24 protein-coding genes and 1 pseudogene are annotated in these 20,478 nt (G+C 27.6%); 23 read left to right on the top strand and 2 right to left on the bottom strand.

Annotated features, from left to right (window positions below; genetic code table 11):
- The 23 genes from GBZ86_RS16990 to GBZ86_RS03875 all read left to right on the top strand — a co-directional run.
- On the top strand, nt 1-194 hold a 194-nt coding region (locus GBZ86_RS16990), incomplete at its 5' end, for a hypothetical protein (protein WP_170272153.1).
- Nucleotides 195-224: 30 nt separating this feature from the next.
- A complete protein-coding gene (locus tag GBZ86_RS03980) occupies nt 225-1,208 on the top strand; it encodes a chymotrypsin family serine protease (protein ID WP_152887968.1) in 984 nt (327 codons plus the stop codon).
- 309 nt (nt 1,209-1,517) lie between these two features.
- A complete protein-coding gene (locus tag GBZ86_RS03975; RefSeq protein WP_152887966.1) occupies nt 1,518-2,108 on the top strand; it encodes a hypothetical protein in 591 nt (196 codons plus the stop codon).
- Nucleotides 2,109-2,163: 55 nt separating this feature from the next.
- The gene (locus GBZ86_RS17785) at nt 2,164-2,541 is read left to right on the top strand and encodes a hypothetical protein (protein WP_207707419.1); all 378 of its coding nucleotides are present in this window, start codon (nt 2,164-2,166) and stop codon (nt 2,539-2,541) included.
- A 205-nt stretch (nt 2,542-2,746) separates the two neighbouring features.
- Nucleotides 2,747-3,877: a 1-propanol dehydrogenase PduQ gene (locus tag GBZ86_RS03965; RefSeq protein WP_152887964.1), complete on the top strand. Its 1,131-nt coding sequence runs from the start codon at nt 2,747-2,749 to the stop codon at nt 3,875-3,877.
- 428 nt (nt 3,878-4,305) lie between these two features.
- Nucleotides 4,306-4,656 (top strand): ethanolamine utilization microcompartment protein EutS, encoded by a 351-nt coding sequence (eutS, locus tag GBZ86_RS03960; RefSeq protein ID WP_152887961.1) that lies wholly within the window; start codon nt 4,306-4,308, stop codon nt 4,654-4,656.
- A gap of 3 nt (nt 4,657-4,659) precedes the next feature.
- Nucleotides 4,660-5,094, top strand: a complete 435-nt coding sequence (locus GBZ86_RS03955; RefSeq protein ID WP_152887959.1) for a EutP/PduV family microcompartment system protein — start codon at nt 4,660-4,662, stop codon at nt 5,092-5,094.
- A 15-nt stretch (nt 5,095-5,109) separates the two neighbouring features.
- Nucleotides 5,110-5,688, top strand: a complete 579-nt coding sequence (locus GBZ86_RS03950; protein ID WP_152887957.1) for an ANTAR domain-containing response regulator — start codon at nt 5,110-5,112, stop codon at nt 5,686-5,688.
- Nucleotides 5,689-5,822: 134 nt separating this feature from the next.
- Nucleotides 5,823-7,256 (top strand): ethanolamine ammonia-lyase reactivating factor EutA, encoded by a 1,434-nt coding sequence (eutA, locus tag GBZ86_RS03945; protein WP_327443983.1) that lies wholly within the window; start codon nt 5,823-5,825, stop codon nt 7,254-7,256.
- An 18-nt stretch (nt 7,257-7,274) separates the two neighbouring features.
- Nucleotides 7,275-8,642, top strand: a complete 1,368-nt coding sequence (locus tag GBZ86_RS03940) for an ethanolamine ammonia-lyase subunit EutB (protein ID WP_152887953.1) — start codon at nt 7,275-7,277, stop codon at nt 8,640-8,642.
- 16 nt (nt 8,643-8,658) lie between these two features.
- Nucleotides 8,659-9,549, top strand: coding sequence for an ethanolamine ammonia-lyase subunit EutC (eutC, locus tag GBZ86_RS03935; RefSeq protein ID WP_152887951.1), 891 nt, complete (start codon nt 8,659-8,661; stop codon nt 9,547-9,549).
- A gap of 17 nt (nt 9,550-9,566) precedes the next feature.
- Nucleotides 9,567-10,220, top strand: a complete 654-nt coding sequence (gene eutL, locus GBZ86_RS03930; protein ID WP_152887949.1) for an ethanolamine utilization microcompartment protein EutL — start codon at nt 9,567-9,569, stop codon at nt 10,218-10,220.
- A 15-nt stretch (nt 10,221-10,235) separates the two neighbouring features.
- The gene (locus tag GBZ86_RS18630; protein WP_152887947.1) at nt 10,236-10,973 is read left to right on the top strand and encodes a BMC domain-containing protein; all 738 of its coding nucleotides are present in this window, start codon (nt 10,236-10,238) and stop codon (nt 10,971-10,973) included.
- Entirely contained in the window at nt 10,973-12,451 is a 1,479-nt protein-coding gene (locus GBZ86_RS03920; RefSeq protein ID WP_152887945.1) for an acetaldehyde dehydrogenase (acetylating), read from the top strand. Before GBZ86_RS18630 ends, GBZ86_RS03920 begins: the two co-directional genes overlap by 1 nt.
- A 73-nt stretch (nt 12,452-12,524) precedes the next feature.
- Nucleotides 12,525-12,839: an ethanolamine utilization microcompartment protein EutM gene (gene eutM, locus GBZ86_RS03915; protein ID WP_152887943.1), complete on the top strand. Its 315-nt coding sequence runs from the start codon at nt 12,525-12,527 to the stop codon at nt 12,837-12,839.
- Nucleotides 12,840-12,914: 75 nt separating this feature from the next.
- Nucleotides 12,915-13,727: a cobalamin adenosyltransferase gene (locus tag GBZ86_RS03910; protein WP_152887941.1), complete on the top strand. Its 813-nt coding sequence runs from the start codon at nt 12,915-12,917 to the stop codon at nt 13,725-13,727.
- Nucleotides 13,728-13,737: 10 nt separating this feature from the next.
- A complete protein-coding gene (gene eutD / locus GBZ86_RS03905; protein ID WP_152887939.1) occupies nt 13,738-14,361 on the top strand; it encodes an ethanolamine utilization phosphate acetyltransferase EutD in 624 nt (207 codons plus the stop codon).
- 31 nt (nt 14,362-14,392) lie between these two features.
- Entirely contained in the window at nt 14,393-15,073 is a 681-nt protein-coding gene (locus tag GBZ86_RS03900; RefSeq protein WP_152887937.1) for a TIGR02536 family ethanolamine utilization protein, read from the top strand.
- A gap of 16 nt (nt 15,074-15,089) precedes the next feature.
- Entirely contained in the window at nt 15,090-15,362 is a 273-nt protein-coding gene (locus tag GBZ86_RS03895; RefSeq protein ID WP_152887935.1) for a EutN/CcmL family microcompartment protein, read from the top strand.
- Nucleotides 15,355-15,903, top strand: coding sequence for a BMC domain-containing protein (locus GBZ86_RS03890; protein WP_152887933.1), 549 nt, complete (start codon nt 15,355-15,357; stop codon nt 15,901-15,903). Before GBZ86_RS03895 ends, GBZ86_RS03890 begins: the two co-directional genes overlap by 8 nt.
- 22 nt (nt 15,904-15,925) lie before the next feature.
- Nucleotides 15,926-17,035 (top strand): ethanolamine utilization protein EutH, encoded by a 1,110-nt coding sequence (gene eutH / locus GBZ86_RS03885; protein WP_152887931.1) that lies wholly within the window; start codon nt 15,926-15,928, stop codon nt 17,033-17,035.
- Nucleotide 17,036: 1 nt separating this feature from the next.
- Nucleotides 17,037-17,504, top strand: coding sequence for a cupin domain-containing protein (locus GBZ86_RS03880; protein ID WP_152887929.1), 468 nt, complete (start codon nt 17,037-17,039; stop codon nt 17,502-17,504).
- Between the two features lie 203 nt (nt 17,505-17,707).
- A complete protein-coding gene (locus GBZ86_RS03875; RefSeq protein WP_152887927.1) occupies nt 17,708-18,223 on the top strand; it encodes a ferritin family protein in 516 nt (171 codons plus the stop codon).
- A 311-nt stretch (nt 18,224-18,534) separates the two neighbouring features.
- Here the strand turns inward: GBZ86_RS03875 and GBZ86_RS03870 are convergent, their stop codons facing one another.
- Nucleotides 18,535-19,191 (bottom strand): ABC transporter ATP-binding protein, encoded by a 657-nt coding sequence (locus tag GBZ86_RS03870; protein ID WP_152887925.1) that lies wholly within the window; start codon nt 19,189-19,191, stop codon nt 18,535-18,537.
- Nucleotides 19,192-19,937: 746 nt separating this feature from the next.
- Nucleotides 19,938-20,478, bottom strand: a pseudogene (locus tag GBZ86_RS16985) (hypothetical protein); the annotation flags it as partial.

Below are 20,478 nucleotides of genomic sequence, written 5' to 3'. Positions count from 1 at the left end.
ATATAATATTAAATCTATATGAAAAAAGTAAAGAATTAGAAGTTTTAAGTGAAACTGAAGAGGGTCTAAATATTATAAAAAATAGATATAAAGTTTATGATTTTATAGAACATAAAAAAGAATCCTTTGAAGAGATTTATACTGTAGTTTTAAACAATAATCTAGCAATTAATTTTCAAAAAAAAGATATATAACTGAAAAAATCAATTAAAAGGGGAAAAGGGATGGATAATTTTTTAAGAGGCTCAATAATTGATTTTATAAATAAATATGGTTTTTTATTTTTTAACAAAAAAAATGTATTGGGCATAGGTCTTGGTTATAAAGAAATTAAAAATATGATAACAAAAGAACTATGTTTACATGTTTTGGTAAAGAAAAAAGTATTAGCACAAAATTTATATGAGAAAGATAAGATACCAAAAAGTTTTTTAGGAATAAAAACAGATGTAATTGAAACTGGAGAACTTAATATAAAGAATTCAATTTCTAATGATACAATATCAGTAAATGAAAAAGATATTCAAATATTAAGAAAGAAAACTAAAATTATACAAGCAGGATATAGTATTGGTCCTTTTCATAAAGTAGCAGGAACTATTGGTGGTATAGTATTTGATAATAATGATGAAAGAATACCTTATATGTTAAGTTGTAATCATGTATTTACAAGAGGTAATAAAGGCAAGAAAGGGTCATCTATACTTCAGCCAGGGGTTACTGATGGAGGATATTATAATGGAAACATAATGGGAAATTTATATGAAAAAATTGATTTTATATATAATAAAAGTAAAGAAGATTATAAAAATCCACAAAATGTTGTAGATGCGGCTATTGCTAAATTTGATTCTAAAAAACTATTATATAGTACAGATATTTATAAAATTGGAAAACTTACAGATATTTCTCAAGGGAATTTAGGAAATAAAGTTCAAAAGGTTGGTAGAACTACAGGGTATACTACTGCTGTAGTAATAAGTACTAATGTTAGTACTAACTTTCAAATGGAATATGGTATATGTAGTTTTAAAGAATTAATTAGAACTAATCACTTAGGGGATGGAGGAGATTCCGGATCTTTAGTAGTTAATTTTGAAAATAAAGTTATTGGTTTATTGATAGGTGGTTCTAATAGAAGTGATTATATTGCACCAATTGAAACAGTATTAAATTATTTAAACATACATTTTGATTTTGATAATTAATAATAGTCTGTAGAATCTGATGGTTTCGTATCCTAGAATATAAGGACTTAAAAGAGTGAGTATTCAATGTACTCACTCTTTTACTATATTTTTTGATTTTGTATATATTTAAAAAAATATTATGTATTAAATTTAAAAAAGTATTAATAAGATAAGTAGAAATTAAACAATTAACTATAAATTAAAGCTTTAAAAATAAATATAAAAAAAGAATAAGTCATTTAATGAAAGTTATAATATAATATCAAATGGAAAAAAAAATAAATATGTTATAATTTATACAACCAATTATTGCAAGGAGATGATTTCATGAAAATTTTATTTTGTAGAATAGAATGGATGGAAAGATATCAAGGCATAGTAGAACAATATAGGTTAATAGGTAAAGATTCTGAGGCTAGGGAAGAGTCAAGAAAGTATGAATCATGGAACTTTAAAACAGATATAGAGAATGAATTTGTATTTGGATATGTACCTACCAAACATCATAATGGTAAGCTTAATAGTATACATATAGAAAGAATAGATGGAATTAGTAAAGAAGATGAGATTGCACATAGTGTTTTAGTGGTGTGGGTTTCTAAAGAACCTATTAAAGATTCAAAAAGTGTTATTATAGGATGGTATAAAAATGCTGATGTCTTTAGAAATTATACATATATGGATATTGATGATGAAAAGTGGCCAGTTAATGTAATAGCCTTATCAAAAAATGTAATATTATTACCAATAGATAAAAGAACTTTAGAGGTTCCTTGGGCTGGTGGTGTTAATGGCTCTCCGTATGGTATGGCACAATCTAATATATGGTTTGCAGATAAGGCAGAAGAACAAACATATGTTGAAAAAGTGTTTAATTATATAGAAAATTATAATGGAGAAAATTGGGTTGGAAAATAATAAATTAATAAAGTTTATTATTTATATAAAATTTAAAAATAGGAAGTGTTTTAAAATGCAACAAAAATTAAAAATTGATACAGTAACTGCTATAGTTGATATTATTGCAGCAATAATATCAATATTAGCACCAATATTAATTATGGGTAGTGTATTTAATGATACAATTATACAGTATGGCACAACTACAATAATAAGTGGACGAACTGATAATTTAGTTAATGCTTTTACAATAATAATGATAATAGTTTTAATTTTACATATAGTAGCTTTGATAAAAAGCAAAAAAGCTGGTATATCTTTAGCAGGCTCTATATTAGGAATTATAGGATCTGCATTATTTGCCATTATAGGATCTATAATGGGAGTTGTTTCAATGGTTTTATTTATTTTAGCAAGTATATTTTTATTTAAGCAAAAAAAAGTAGCTTAATACATAACTTTTTGTTTAAATAAAAAATTATATATTAAACTTATTAAGTATTTATATTTATTGACAAGATTTTCTGTAAAGAGTATATTATAATTAGTACAAAGATGTGCTAAAAGAGCATAGAAGCTCCATAGGATTTACCTATGGAGTTTTTCTTTTTGCGAAATATTTAAACGTTTAACAGAAAAACATAGGAGGAAAGAATATGCAAAGTTTTGAAATTAAAACTAAGATTGAATTTGGACAAGGATCATTAGAATATTTAAAAAAAATAAACGATAAAAGGGTATTAGTTGTAACAGATCCATTTATGGTTAAATCAGGAGCTATAGATAAGATAACAGAAAATTTAATAAATGTAGAATATACAGTTTTTAGTGAGATAGTGCCAGATCCACCTATTGAATTAATTGTAAAAGGAATAGCTGAAATTAATAAATTTAAACCAGATATTTTAATAGCTTTAGGCGGTGGTTCAGCAATAGATGCCACAAAAGCTATTATGGACTTTTCTAAAAAAATAATACATATAGAGAGTTTAGAGTTTATTGCAATTCCAACTACAAGTGGTACAGGTTCAGAAGTAACTTCATTTGCAGTAATAACTGACAAACAGAAAGGAATTAAGTATCCATTAGTGTCTAATGACTTACTTCCTAATGTGGCTATTTTAGATCCATCATTAGTACAAACAGTTCCTGACTTTATAACAGCTGATACTGGTATGGATGTACTTACACATGCATTAGAAGCTTATGTATCTAATAAAGCAAGTGATTTTTCAGATGCTTTAGCAGAAAAAGCTATAAGATTAGTATTTGAAAATTTGGTTAAAGCATATAAAAATGGAAGCGATTTAAAAGCTAGAGAAAAAATGCATAATGCATCCTGTTTAGCAGGACTTGCATTTAATGAAGCTTCCTTAGGAATAAATCATAGTATAGCTCATATTTTAGGTGGGAAATTCCATATTCCACATGGAAGAGCTAATTCTATTTTATTACCATATATTATAGAATATAATTCTAATATTATTGGCTATAGTTCAGTAGAATATACAAGAGCAGCTAAAAAATATGCTGAAATAGCTAAAATATTAGGATTAGAAGGATCAAGTATAAGAATATCAGTAAGAAACTTAGTAAATGCTATAAAGAAAATGCAAAAAGCTATGAATATGGTTATAGCATTAAAGGAATGTAAAGTGGATATGATTGAATTGGAAAAGCTTAAAAATGAAATAGCTGAAGTAGCATTAAAGGATGCATGTACTATAACTAATCCTAGAGTACCTACAAAAGGAGATATATTAGAAATTTTAGAAGAAATAAAATAGTTTTTTAAATGTAATAATTAAAAAACTATCCTTTAAGAACTATTTTACTTATATGAAATATTATGGAATATGAAATTGGGATTTATAATGTAATTATTTACACATAATAATAAATAATTTTAAAATTTTTATTAAATGTATAATAATACAAGTTAAACATTGACAAAAAATTAATAAAATTTTATAATTTAAATAATTCACAATGAAGTGAATTTGTTATGTATTTATGAGCAATGAAGCTCCTTGAGAATTATAAACTTTTCAAGGAGCTTTTATTATTGGAAAAATAAGTAATTATTAAATTGTTAATATTATATATAAAAATGAAAATGTTTTAATAAATTTATAATATTTAATTTATTAAAACATTTTAAATAAAAACACAAAGTAAACCTTTAAATAAGTGTTTAAAAGGTAGGTGGAAAAAAATGAGTGAGCAATCTAAACAGAGAGTTATACAAGAATATGTTCCAGGTAAACAAGTTACGCTAGCTCATATAATAGCTAATCCAGATGAAGATATTTATAAAAAACTAGGGTTAATTACTAAATATAAAGATGCTATAGGCATTCTAACAATAACTCCAGGAGAAGCTTCAATAATAGCGGCTGATGTGGCAACTAAAACTTCAGATGTAGCTTTAGGATTTGTTGATAGATTTAGTGGTTCTGTAGTGATAACAGGAGATGTGAGTTCTGTAGAATCTGCATTAAAAGAAGTTGTACAAACTCTTAGTAAGATTCTTAATTTCTCATCAACTACAGTTACAAGGAGTTAATTAATGAGTAGAGTTATATTTATAGGTAAGACAGGATGTGGTAAAACTACTCTTTGTCAAAAATTAAATGAATTAGAATTTGAATATAAAAAAACACAAGCTGTTGAACTTTATGATAACGCTATTGATACTCCAGGAGAATATATGGAAAATAGAAATTATTATAATGCTTTAATAGTAACTGCTGCTGATGCAGATGTTATAGCTTTAGTTTATGACTGTACATCAGAAGAAGGGTATATTCCACCTGCATTTGCTAGCATATTTCCTAAAGAAGTTATAGGAATAATAACTAAAATCTCATTAGCTAAAAATAAAGAACATATAGAAATAGCTAAAGATAAATTGGAAATAGCTGGGGTTGGTCGAATTTTTAAAGTGGATACAATACAAAACATTGGAATAGATAAATTACTTAAATATTTAAATCAATTTTAACTGAGGTGAAAACTAATGAATAAGAATATAGTAATAGTCGATGATGATTATATTACAAGAATGAATATTAAAAATATTCTTGAAGCTAAGGGTTACAATGTTGTAGGAGAGGCTTCGGACGGATTTGATGCAATAGATGTTTGTAAAAAATGCAAAGCTGATTTAGTGTTATTAGATATAGATATGCCTATTTTAGATGGTATTAAGGCAGCTAAGATATTAACAAAAGAAAATTTAGTTGATGGAATAGTTTTGTTAACGGACTTAGATTATAATTGTTATATTGAAAAAGCTAAAGAAGTAGGAGCTTTTGGTTATATGGTAAAGCCAGTTAATGAAAAAAACCTTATACCTACAATAGAAATGTGTTTATCTAAAATTAAAGAGTTTAATAAGTTAAAAAATGATTTAGATAAAGTTAATAATAAATTAAATGAAAGAAAAATTTTAGAAAAAGCTAAAGGTATTTTAGTAAAAGAATTTAATATTTTAGAAGAAGAAGCATATAATAAAATAAGAAAACTTAGTATGGATAGAAGAGTTCCTATGGGTGAAATTGCTAAAATTATAACTGTAGGATATGGAGATTATTAACTATAAACTACGGAGTAGTAGTTTGAATTAAGCAATGAGGCTTAAGGTTATAAGAAATAAATTAGATTAAAATTAATCTAATATTTCTATAGCTTTAAGCCTTTTTACTTTTGTTATATAAGAGAGGTGACGAAGTGAGAGAAGAACTTTTAAGTGTTGGAATAGACATTGGAACTAGTACTACTCAGCTTATATTTTCAAAATTAATAGTTGAAAATGAAGCTTCAAGTTTTTCAGTACCTAGAATCAATATTGTAGATAAAAAAATTATATACAAAAGTGATGTGTATTTCACACCTTTAATTTCAAATAATGAAATTGATGGTCAAAAAATTAAGGAAATAGTTGAAAAAGAATATAAAAAAGCTAGAGTAAATAAAGAAGATATACAAACAGGTGCAGTAATAATTACTGGAGAAACTGCTAGAAAAGAAAATGCAAATGATGTTTTGCAAACATTAAGTGGTTTTGCTGGAGATTTTGTAGTAGCTACTGCGGGACCAGACCTTGAAAGTATAATTGCAGGTAAAGGTGCTGGGGCACATATATACTCTAAAGAACATTCTACAACTGTTGTAAATTTAGATATTGGTGGAGGAACTACTAATCTTGCAGTTTTTGTAAGAGGAGAAGTTAAAGAAACAGGATGCCTTGATATTGGAGGTAGACTTATAAAATTAGATCCAATAACTCAAAGCATAATTTATATTTCACCTAAATTAGAGAAAATTATAGAAAATAATAATATAGATCTATATGTAGGTAAAAAGGCAACAATTGAAAATTTGAAACCTATTATAGATATAATGGTTAGATTACTAGAAGAAAGTGTGGGTTTATTACCAAAAGAAGATTTATTTAATTTTATAGTAACTAATAAATCTATAGAGTTAAAAGAAGAGATAAAATGTATATCCTTTTCAGGTGGAGTAGCTGATTATGTTTATTATGATGGAAATATTAAAGATTATTTTAAATATGGAGATATTGGAATAATTTTAGGGGAAGCCATTAAAAATTCATCTTTATGTAAAAAACTAAAGGTTATAAAAGCTATGGAAACCTTAAGAGCAACAGTAGTAGGAGCAGGCTCACATACTACAGAAATCAGTGGAAGCACTATTACATATACAGAGGATAATTTTCCAATAAAGAATTTACCAATTTTAAAATTATCAAAAGAAGATGAAAGTAATGATTATTTAAAGATTAAGACTGCTATTAAAGAAAAATTAAATTGGTTTAAACTTGAAAATGATCTTCAAAAGGTGGCAATAGCTATTGATGGTAATAAAAATCCTTCTTTTCCTGAAATACAGGAATATGCAAGAGGTCTTGTAGAAGGAATGGAAGAGTTAATAGAAAAAGAGTTACCTTTAGTAGTTATTGTTGAAAACGATATGGCGAAAGTTTTAGGACAGGCAATGTATTCTTTATTAAATTTTAATAAAGATATAGTTTGTATAGATGGAATTAAAGTAGAAAATGGAGATTATATTGACATTGGTGCTCCAATTGCAGAAGGAAGAGTTGTACCTGTTGTTATAAAAACATTAGTTTTCAATTAATTATAAGGAGGAAAATAAATGATTTTAAAAACAAAACTATTTGGCAAAACATATCAATTTAAATCATTAAATGATGTGATGGCTAAAGCAAATGAAGAAAAATCAGGAGATAAATTAGCAGGTCTTGCTGCTGAATCAGCAGAGGAAAGAGTTGCAGCTAAGGTAGTATTAGCTAATATAACTTTAGGTGATATAAGAAATAACCCTGCTGTACCTTATGAAAAAGATGAGGTAACAAGAATAATTCAAGATGATGTAAATGAAAAAATATTTTCAGATATTAGAAATTGGACAGTTTCAGAATTTAGAGAATGGATATTAGATGATAAAACAACTGGAGCAGATTTAAGAAGAGTTTCAAGAGGATTAACTTCTGAAATGGTATCAGCAGTAACTAAATTAATGTCTAATATGGATTTAATATGTGGTGCTAAAAAAATAAGAGTTACAGCTCATTGTAACACAACTATTGGTAAAGCAGGTACATTATCATCTAGACTTCAACCAAATCATCCAACAGATGATCCCGATGGAATAATGGCATCATTATTAGAAGGATTAACTTATGGTATTGGAGATGCTGTTTTAGGATTAAATCCAGTTGATGACTCTGTTGAAAGTGTAACTAAAGTTTTAAAAAGATTTGAAGAAATAAAAAGAAAATTTGAAATTCCAACTCAAACTTGTGTACTTGCTCACGTAACTACACAGATGGAAGCTATAAAACAAGGAGCTCCAACTGATCTTATATTTCAATCTATAGCAGGGTCTGAAAAGGGAAATGAAGCCTTTGGATTTAATGCAGCTACTATAGAAGAGGCTAGACAGTTAATGTTAAAGCAAGGTACTTCTACAGGACCAAATGTAATGTATTTTGAAACAGGACAAGGTTCAGAACTTTCATCAGAAGCTCATTTTGGAGTAGACCAATTAACTATGGAAGCTAGATGTTATGGATTTGCTAAAAGATTCGAACCGTTTTTAGTAAATACTGTTGTTGGTTTTATTGGACCAGAATATTTATATGATTCAAAACAGGTAATAAGAGCAGGACTTGAGGATCATTTTATGGGTAAACTTACAGGGATACCAATGGGATGTGATGCTTGTTATACAAATCATATGAAGGCAGATCAAAATGATATAGAAAATCTTGCTGTATTATTAACTGCTGCAGGATGTAATTACTTTATGGGAATTCCTCACGGTGATGATGTAATGCTTAACTATCAAACAACAGGATATCATGAAACTGCTGCATTAAGAGAATTATTCGGATTAACAGCAATTGAAGAATTCCAACAATGGCTATTAAAAATGGGCTTTGTTGATGAAAAAGGTAAGCTTACAAGTAAAGCTGGAGATGCATCTGTACTTTTAAGATAGGAGGGACCCAAAGATTATGAATGAAAAAGATTTAAAAGCAATGGTTGAACAATTAGTTAGCCAAATGGTTGGAAAAGTTGATAAAGAAACTATAGAAAAAGCAATACAAGATGTTGCTACAGAAGTAAAAGAAGATATAGATAGTGAAGGCTGTATACCAGATATAACTGAAATAGATATAAAGAAACAGCTTTTAGTTGATAATCCTGCTGATAAGGAAGCTTATTTAGAAATGAAAGCTAAAACACCAGCAAGATTAGGTATTGGTAGAGCTGGTACTAGATATAAAACTATAACTGCATTAAGAGTTAGAGCAGACCATGCAGCAGCTCAAGACTCAGTATTTTCTGATGTATCAGAAGAATTTATTGAAAAAAATAAATTTTTATCAGTACAAACTTTATGTGAAAACAAAGATGAATATATAACACGTCCAGATTTAGGGAGAAAATTTTCACAACAAACTTTAGATTTTATAAAAGAAAATTGTGATAAAAATCCTAAAGTTGAAATTGTAGTTGGTGATGGATTAAGTTCAGCAGCTATAGAAGCTAATGTGGAGGATATTCTTCCAGCTATAAAGCAAGGATTAAAAATGTATGGCTTAGAGGTTGGACCCATAGTATTTGTTAAATATTGTAGAGTTGGAGCAATGGATGCTATAGGAGAGACAACTGGAGCAGATGTAGTTTGTTTATTAGTAGGAGAAAGACCAGGACTTGTAACAGCAGAATCTATGTCAGCATATATAGCGTATAAGCCCAAAATTGGTATGGCAGAAGCTAAAAGAACTGTTATATCTAATATACATAAAGGTGGTACTACAGCCGTTGAAGCTGGTGCTCACATAGCAGAATTAATAAAAATAATGCTTGATAAAAAAGCATCAGGAATAGATCTTAAATAATTAGGAGGAAATTAGTCATGAAAAATGATGCAATACGTCCTAATGTATTAGCTGTTAGGATAATATCAAATGTAAGTCCAGAAATGGCGAAAAAAATGGAACTAGAATCACATCATAAAAGTTTAGGTTTAATAACAGCAGATTGTGATGATGTGACTTATACTGCTCTTGATGAAGCAACAAAAGCAGCAGAAGTTGATGTTGTATATGCTAAATCAATGTATGGTGGAGCTGGTAATGCTTCAACAAAATTAGCAGGAGAAGTAATAGGAATAATTGCAGGCCCAAGTCCAGCAGAAGTAAGAAGTGGATTAAATGCTATTCTTGATTTTATGGATAGTGGAGTAAGTTTTATAAGTGCTAATGATGATGATTCAATAGCATATTATGCACATTGCGTATCAAGAACAGGTACATATCTTTCAAAGGTAGCAGGAATAAGAGAGGGTGAGCCTCTTGCTTACTTAGTAGCACCTCCATTAGAGGCAATGTATGCTTTAGATGCAGCACTAAAAGCAGCCGATGTTCAAATGTGTGAGTTCTTTGAACCACCAACAGAAACAAACTTTGGAGGAGCATTGCTTACTGGTTCACAATCAGCTTGTAAAGCAGCTTGTGATGCTTTTGCAGAGGCAGTAAAATCTGTTGCAGAAAATCCAATGAATATTTAATTAGGGAATTTATAGATGAATAAAGCATTGGGATTAATTGAGGTTATTGGATTAGCCACAGCTATTGAAGCTGCGGATGCTGCACTAAAAGCTGCTAATATTAAGCTTTTAGGAGTTGAAAAAATATCTGCTGGAATAGTAACAGTTAAACTTGTTGGAGATGTAGGTGCTGTTAAAGCTTCCGTAGAGGCAGCTGAAGAACATATAAGTAAATTTGGCACTTTAAGAACTGTTAATGTTATTCCAAGAGTAGCCGATGAACTTATTTCTATACTACCAGATATGGATGAAAAAGAAGATGAACCAGCAGAAATTGAAAACTTTAATGAAGAAAAACTTAGCAGAAAAAAAAATGAAAAAAATAAAGATACTAAAATTGAAGTAGAAGAAATTAAAGTTATAAATGAAAAAGATTCAAATGAGAAATTTGAAACAATAGTTGATATTAAAGAAGAAAAAACTAAAGATAAAAATGAAAGAAATATAACAAAAGTTGAAGAAACAATAGAAAAAATTAAATTATTACCTAAAGAAGAAAAAATTATTGAAGATGATATTATAGAAGTTATTGAGGAAAATATGGACACTAAACAAAAATTTGATCATGATACCTTAGCTAAAATGAGTGTTAAAGACTTAAGAAAATTAGCTATAACTTCTAAAATACCAGTAGCATCTAAGAAGCTTAAATACTGTAAAAAAGAAGAATTAATAGAATTATTATTAAAATTCTATAGGGATGGTGAAATTTAATGGAACTTTTAGATAAAGACTTAGTATCTATTCAAGAGGTAAGAAACCTTATAAGAAATGCTAAGGAAGCACAAAAGAAATTAGCAAATATGAGCCAAGAAGAAATAGATAGAATTACAAAAGCAATAGCTGAAGCTGGGTATAAAAATGCTGAAAAACTTGCAAAAATGGCTAATAATGAAACTGGTTTTGGTAAGTGGCAAGATAAAATACTTAAAAACGTTTTTGCATCACAAAATGTATATGAGTCAATAAAGGATACAAAAACTGTAGGAATAATTAAAGATAATAAAGAAAAAAAAATAATGGAAGTAGCTGTACCGGTAGGGGTTGTAGCTGGACTTATTCCTTCAACTAATCCTACATCAACAGCTATATATAAAGCTATGATTTCTATTAAAGCTGGTAATTCTATTGTTTTTTCACCACATCCAAATGCTAAAAATTGCATACTGGAAACTGTAAGAATAATAAATGAAGCAGCAATTGAAGCAGGATGTCCAGAAGGTGCAATAGCATGCATGACAGTTCCAACAATGCAAGGAACAGCAGAGCTAATGAAAAATAAAGATACTGCCTTAATATTAGCTACAGGTGGAGAAGCAATGGTTAAAGCGGCATATTCATCAGGAACTCCTGCCATTGGAGTTGGGCCTGGAAATGGTCCTGCTTTTATTGATAAAAGTGCAGATATAAAATTAGCAGTTAAAAGAATAATAGATTCTAAAACTTTTGATAATGGAACTATATGTGCTTCAGAGCAATCAATAGTAATTGAAAAAGCATTAGAAGATGTAGTAGTAAAACAGCTTAAGGAATCAGGAGCATATTTCTTAACAGAAGAGCAAACTAAACAACTTTCTAAATTTATAATGAGAGCTAATGGAACAATGAATCCACAAATAGTTGGAAAAGATGTTAAAACTATAGCTAAATTAGCAAGTTTAAATGGAATTCCACAGGATGCAAAGGTTTTAATTGCTAGAGTAACAAAAGTTGGACATGATGTTCCATACTCAAGAGAAAAGCTTGCACCAATATTAGCTTTTTATGTAGAGGATAATGTGGAAACTTGTTGTGAAAGATGTAGAGAAATATTATTAAATGAAGGTGCTGGACATACATTCTGTATGCATGGAACTAATGAAGAGTTAATAAAATATTTCGCATTAAGAATGCCAGTATCAAGAATGATAGTAAATTCTCCAGGCGCTCTTGGTGGTATAGGTGCTACTACTAATTTAGCATCTGCTTTAACTTTAGGATGTGGAGCAGTTGGTGGAAGTTCAACTTCTAATAATATAGGGCCATTAGATCTTATGAACATAAAAAGATTAGGTTATGGAGTTAAGGAAGTAGAAGATTTAAGAGGCTCTTTAACTGAAGCAGAAGTAGCAGTAACTTCAGAATTTAGTTCTATTGATAAAGAGAAATTAATAGATTTATTAGTTAAAAGAATACTTGAAGAATTAAAATAGTTATAACTTAAAATTAAATTTATAAATTAAAATTAAGAAAGCTTTTTATATAAGCTTAAGGAGGAAGATTATTATGGCAAACGCAAACGCATTAGGAATGATAGAAACAAAAGGATTAGTAGCTGCAATAGAGGCTGCAGATGCAATGGTTAAAGCAGCTAATGTTGAGTTAATAGGAAAAGAGCAAGTTGGTGGAGGATTAGTTACTGTAATGGTAAGAGGAGATGTTGGAGCTGTTAAAGCAGCTACAGATGCAGGAGCAGCTGCTGCTGAAAGAGTTGGAGATTTATTATCAGTACACGTAATTCCAAGACCACATTTTGAAGTTGATGAAATTTTACCAAAGCCATCAAAAGCAATGGAAAAAGCAATAAGAGATAGAGAATAATAAAAAATATTTTAAATATATTGTGCTACCTTTTAAGGTAGCACATTTTATACATTCTATGGAAGAGGTGGTAGAATGGGAGTTTTAACAGAAAATGAAATTAAAAGAATATTAAGTAGAAATGATTCTAAGGAACTTAAAGAGTTTATTATATCTAAAGGACAAATAATAACACCTTCTGCAAAATCATATTTATCTGAAAGAAATATAGTCTTAAAATATGATGATTTATCTAAAGAAAGTGAAAAAAGAGACTATAAGAGAAAAAAAGAAGAAAAAGTTGTAGAAGTTAAAGAGATTGTTAAAGAAGTACCTGTAGAAGTAGAAAAAGAATATAAATATGTTACTGTTTTTGGAGCAAAGCTAGATGAAAAACCAGAACATATGACTCATTTAAATGGAAACCTTTTAGTATTTAAGGATCATAAAAGAATAATTTTAAGAGGAAAAATAGATTCTTTAGAAGCAAAGCTTTTAGAAGCTCAACTAGTAGCTAAAAGAAATGGTATGCCTAAGTTGATTCAAGATTTGCAAGAAATAATAGGATTTGTGAGAAATTTAATGAGATGTGAAGTTTTAGAAGAGCCTGTTGGAGAATTTAAATTACAAGATATGAATGCAACAGAGCTAAGAGAAAAATCACATCATCCAAAAAAATATTTTGGGATAGGTCATTTTTTCCCAGACTACAATATGGGGGAAATTGTTATTTCATTAAATAGTATAAGAACTTTTGTTAGAGAAACAGAATTAATAGCATATGAGGCTTTTAAAGGCAAATATGGAGAAAATACCAGAGAGGATATAATAAAAGCACTTAATAGATTATCATCATTACTTTGGATAATGATGTTTAAAGTTAGAACTAATAAGTATGCAAATAAATAAGGAGGATATGATGAGAAGTCTATTAGATGAAATTATAAGTGAAGTGGTTAATAAGGTAAAGAAAGAAGCTTTAATAGAAGTAGAAGCTTCAGGAAGACATATTCACTTAACAAGAGAAGAGATAGATAAACTATTTGGTAAAGGTTATAAACTTAATAAAATAAAGGATTTATCACAACCAGGTCAATATGCATGTAAAGAAAGAGTAACTATAACAGGACCAAAAGGAAGTATTAAAAATGTAGTAGTACTTGGACCAGAAAGAAAAACAACTCAAGTAGAGGTTTCTTTAACAGATGCTTTAGCTTTGGGAATAAAGCCACCAATAAGACAAAGTGGCGATCTTGAGGGAACTCCAGGAATTACTATTAGTACTGAGCTAGGAAGTGTTAATTTAGATAAAGGTCTTATTGTAGCAAAAAGACATATACATATAACACCAGAAGATGCTGAAAAATTTGGGGTTAAGGATAATGAGGTTGTTAAAGTTAAGGTTTTTGGTAGAAGACCATTAATATTTGATGATGTTATTGTAAGAGTAAATAAGAATTTTAAAACATATATGCATATAGATTATGATGAAGCAAATTCAAGTGGATTTAGTAAAGGTACATTAGCGAGAATTATAGAGTAAAAATTAGCAATAGTAAAAGGGGGGAGAATGTATGGATTACGATAAGTTAGTTGAACTAATAGTACAAGAAGTTTATAAGAAAATTAAAAGTGATAGTAAAACTATCATAGATATAGAGAAAAAAAAGAATTTAGTTCTTCTTTGGGAAGATGATATTGATAAATTAAATTCTTTAAGCAAAGAATTTAATGTAATGAATTATAAAGAGGATATTAAAGATTGTGATGCTTTAGTTATATCTAATTTAAATTTAACAGGATTAAGTAATTTAGCATTAGGAACTAGTGTATCGCAAGAAGAATCCTTCATTTTAAAAATGATTATGCAAGGTAAAAAAATTTTTTTAATGAAGGACGGTATAGAGTATAGAAGGTATAAGCAAACTGCACCAAAAGTTTTATATAACAAGTATATTAACTATGAAGAAGAATTAAGAACATTTGGTGTACAAGTTATAGATAAAATATGTGATATAACCTTAGATGATGAAGGTGTATATTTAGAAACAGAAATTATTGAAAAAAGCATAGAAGTTGAAGTTATAGATAATAAAACCATTGATTTAGTAGGTAAAAAGCTTATATCTGAAGGAGATTTAAGAAAGCCACATATAAATGGAAAAACAACTCTTTTGGTAGATAACAAAAGTATAATAACTCCATTAGCTAAGGATTATATCAGAATAAATAGATTAAAAATTAAAAGAGTTTAAATTACTGGAGGAGATTATGGATATTGCAAAGGTTATTGGTAACGTGTGGGCCACAAGAAAAGATGAAAAATTAAATGGTCAGAAGTTTTTAATAGTTAAAATTTTGAAATCTAAGAATGAATTAAAGGAAGGTTTTTTTGTTGCAGCAGATAATACAGGAGCTGGTATTGGAGATACTGTATTAATCACTAAAGGTGGTTCTGCTAGACAAGCTTTAGGAGATAAGAGTATACCAGTTGATGCAACCATAGTTGGTATAGTTGATTCTATAGAGGTAGAAGATGAGTAAAAGCATTGGTGCTATTGAATTTAGAAGTATAAGTAAAGGGATAGAAGTATGTGATGAAATTGTAAAAAAAGCCTTTGTGAAAATTTCCTATATGAAAAGTATATGTCCAGGCAAATTTCTTATTATTGTCAATGGAGATGTAGGAGAAGTTGAAACAGCTATAGAATATGGAAAAGAAGTAGGAAAGAAGCATATAGTAGATTCTTTTATTATAAATTCTGTTCACAAAGATATAGTACATGCATTAAAGAATAAATATGATTCTAAAGAAGTTAAATCTGCTATTGGAATTATGGAAACCTATAAAGTTTGTTCTGGAATTACTGCATTAAATAAAACCTTAAAAACTAATGATGTAAGATTAATCAAATTACAATTAGCCTTTGGCATTGGTGGAAAACTTGTATATATAATCTCTGGTGATTTAAGTAGTGTGAGAGATGGATTAGAGGAAGGAAAAAAAGCTATATTAGAAAAGGAAATAGTTAATATGTCTATTCTTCCATCTCCTCATTATGAAGTAATAAAGAATTTAGTGTAACTGTTTAATGGAGGACAAAACCATGGATTTAAGTGTTAATCAAATTATTATAGATATAATGGTTGTATGTATGGCATTAGGTGCTATAGATAAGTGTTTAGGAAATAAATTTGGACTAGGAGAGCAATTTGAAGAAGGTTTTATGGCTATGGGATCATTGGCATTAGCTATGGTGGGAGTTATTTGTTTAGCGCCAGTATTATCTAATGTTTTAAGACCTATAATAACACCATTATTTAACTTTTTAGGAGCTGACCCAGCTATGTTTGCAGGTTCTATACTTGCTTGTGATATGGGGGGAGCACCATTAGCAGCTAGTCTTGCACAAGACCCTCAAATAGGAGTTTTTAGTGGATTAATAGTTGGAGCAATGATGGGAGCAACTATAGTATTTACAATACCAGTATCATTAGGAATAATACAAAAAAGTGATGAAAAGTTTTTAGCAACAGGTATACTAGCAGGTATTGTAACTATTCCAGTAGGTGCTTTTGTTGGAGGAATAATAGCAGGAATTCCAGTTGTTATAGTATTTAAAAATTTGATTCCAATAATAATATTTGCTATTTTAATAGCATTAGGATTATGGAAGTTTGAAAAAGCTATAATAAAAGGATTCACATGGTTTGGTAAGTTTATTGTTATAATAATAACTCTTGCTTTAGCAGCAGCTATTATTGAGGCTTTAACAGGACTAGTTATTATTCCAGGAATGAATCCAATAGGAGAAGGATTAACTACTGTTGGAGACATAGCTATAGTTTTAGCAGGAGCATTCCCTCTAGTATACATAATAACAAAAGTATTCAAAAAACCTTTGATGGGTCTTGGAAAATTATTAGGTATGAATGAAATTGCGGCAGCAGGTATGATAGCAAGCTTAGCAAATAATATTCCTATGTTTGGTATGATGAAGGATATGGATGATAGAGGAAAGGTAATAAACGTTGCTTTTGCTGTATCTGCATCCTTTGTATTTGGAGATCACTTAGGATTCACTGCTGGATTTAATTCAGATATGATATTTCCAATGATCATAGCTAAATTAGTAGGTGGTATAACTGCTGTAATTTTAGCTTTAGTAATAGTAAATAAAACAATGGGTAAACCAAAGAAAATGGAGGAGAAATAAAATGGAAAACTTAGATAAGGATTTATTAGAAAAACTAGTTAGACAAATAATTGAGGAAAAAATAAACGGTATAAAGGATTCCGTAGATTTTGAAAGAAATAAAGATAAAAGTGGAATAATTTCAGTAAAGCTTCCTACAGTTAAAGTAGATGAATCTAATAGATTAGATACAGGAATACCTACAGATGTGGTATATACTAAAGATGTATTTACATTAGAAGAAAGTCCAAGATTAGGTTGTGGAATAATGGAAATGAAAGAAACAACTTTTGATTGGACATTAAATTATGATGAAATAGATTATATTATTGAAGGACAGTTAGATGCTATAATAGATGGAAGAAAGGTTTCAGCTAAGGCTGGTGAATTAATGTTAATACCAAATGGAAGTAGTATTAAATTTTCTGTACCAGATTATGCTAGATTTATATATATAACTTATCCAGCAGATTGGGCATCTCAAAAGTAAAAAAGTATATTTAATATAAGGAAATGGTGTGTAGATACATCATTTCCTTTACTTTTTTTATAAATTTTATTTAATTAAAAGTTAAAATATATTATTAGTTTGGTAATATATATATTTAGACAAGTTGTTAAATAAATTAATAAAGAATTAATTTGTTAAGTTATGAATATATATTTTATGAATAATTTAATGAAGGTGATAATTTGAGTTATACTACAGATAGACAACCTCAAGGAAAGGGGAAAAGTTTAAGTATACTTTTAAGAGAAGCATTAATTTCAGAGTGTGTGGCAATTAATGATTATAGTAGTCATTTAATTTTTATTGATAATAAAGAAGTTAAAGAGATTATTCATCATATTCTTGAGGAAGAGAAAGAACATTTTGGATTGTTTTTAGAGGCTTTAAGAAAAGTTGATAATGATCAACACATGTTAGCAAAAAAGATAAAAGAAGAAATTCATATTTCATCTTATGATAAGGTAAAAGAGTATGGGCATGATAAAAAAAACAAAAAAGCTATACTTTCAAATCTTCGGGAATTAATAAAGGGTGAATTAGAGGCAACAGTACTCTACGAGTCTTTTTTAGAGTATATAGATGATAAAGAGATTGTTGATATTATTAAAAAAATAGCTAAAGAGGAGAAAGAACATTTAGAAGAATTAACTAGAGTGATGATTATATTAGATAAAGATAAGTATGGGCTGTTGGATTAAATTTACAATATACATGTTGTAATACTATAAATTAATCATAACTTTTCAAAATATATTTGTAGTTTTAGTTTGAATTCATAAATGTTAATGTAAATTCTTTAATACAACATATATAAAATAAATTTTATATTAGCTAAAGTTTAAGATACTTAATAAAGTTAAAATGATAAGTATTAATTAGATAATACTTATCATTTTTTATAGAATAGTCCGTAAAACCATTTTGCCTTGTGTCTGTAGATGTAATAATTTAAATAATATTAATATAAAGATTCTTAAACTTGTAAAAAAAGTATATAATCAAACATATTTTAAGAATGTATAGGCACTTTTTCACTTAAAACGCCATTGTCCATTTCAAATACATAATCACACAAAATATTTATATCTTCAGAATTGTGGCTAGCCAAAATAATAGTTTTGTTTTTCTTTTTTAAATCTAATATAATAGTTCTTATTAATGATATTCCTTCTTTATCTAAACCGTTCATAGGTTCATCTAGTATTATTAACTCAGGATCTTCCATTAGAGCTTGTGCTATTCCTAATCTCTGTTTCATACCTAATGAATATTTTTTTACATTTCTTTTATCTTCAGGATTAAGGTTAACAAGAGAAATGAATTTTTTAATTTCTTCTTCATTTATTTTATTATTTATACTAGCTAATATTTTAAGATTTCTTAAGGCAGAAAATTGTCCTAACAATCCAGGTGATTCAATTAAAACTCCAGTATTTTTAGGAAAGTTTCCTTTATTTATAACTTCATCAAAAACTTTTATTTCACCTTTAGTTGGGTTAATCAATCCACATATAGCTTTAAAAAGCATAGTTTTTCCAGAACCATTATGTCCAATTATTCCATATATATTTCCACTTTCAAAAGAAATCGAAATATTTTTAAGTATTGTTTGTCCGTGTATTTCTTTTGAAACTTCTTTAAGTTCTACTATTTTTTTGTTTTTCATTTTACACCTCTTTTTTCATATTTAATTAATAATTTTTAATAAATCATTTTTTTTCAATATATAATTGCAAAACATAATAAGAGTTAAAATTGCTAAAAATATGTATATATAAATAAAAGGATTATTTTCTTTTAATAGTTCATTAATATAAATAAGTATATTATTAACATTTTTAAAGCATACAGAAAAAATTAATATCAATAATACAAATAATAAAGTTATGCTATGATTTTTAATAAGCAATAACAATAATAAATAAATATTAATTATAAAATAACTACATAAAGTTAAATTTATTATAATATTTAAAGCGTATATAAAGTCATTTAATGTTATATGTAGGCTAAGGAATAATAACAGAGTAATTGACATTATCATTGAGATTAAATAATAAAAAAAACAAAGAAAAAAGCAACATAACTCTAAACAAATAAACCACTTTTTTTTACTTCCAATTCTGCTAATAATATATAAACTATTTTCTGTAAAACTTTTATATAAATAACTACCAACTATGTAAACTAAGTAAAATTCATAAAAAAGCCAAAGTAAAAATTCAATAAAATTTTCTGTAATACTCATAGGAATCTTAAATATTATGTTAATATCTTCAATAAAATTAGTTCCGAAAATAAATATATTATTTTTAGTAGAAAATATAGTAAGGAATATTATAGTTAGTATAATCATTGTATTTAAATTTAAGGTAGATAAAAAATGATTAAAACTTATTTTGAAATATTTTTTCAGTATCTTTCACCTACACTTTTAAAACTAAAATCTTTTTTTAGAATAAAATACATTCCTATTAAATAAGTAAATGATATCAATATAAACCAATAAAGAAATCTATCAGTTAAAAATCTATAATTATCAATTGTATCTATAGTTGATTGTAAAAAATAAACATTTTTTGTGAATGTGAATTTTTCTATTGATTTAGTACTATCTAGTGCCCAACTTAAATAATTTATAGAGAGAGTAACAATTAAGGATAATTCTCTTTTTTTAAGAAAAATATTAATTAATAAAAATAAAAGTCCTAAAAAAGAAAGATTTAAAAATACAAATAAATTAATATAAATAGTATATTGTAATGGTGATATTTTATTAATGATAGTATTCAAAATAGATTTTTCAAAACTAACATTTAATTTACCAGTCATTGTATAAGCAAAATATTCACTATAAATATTATTAAAAGTTATATGCCCTAAACATTCCATTATTGAAATAATATCTATAAATAATATTACTAATAAAGCTGAGATTAATATAGTTAATACA

It is taken from the genome of Clostridium tarantellae (assembly GCF_009295725.1).
GTDB classification, from domain to species: domain Bacteria; phylum Bacillota; class Clostridia; order Clostridiales; family Clostridiaceae; genus Sarcina; species Sarcina tarantellae.
Note: the sequence above shows the minus strand (reverse complement) of the source record. Positions and strands in the feature narration are given on the sequence as shown.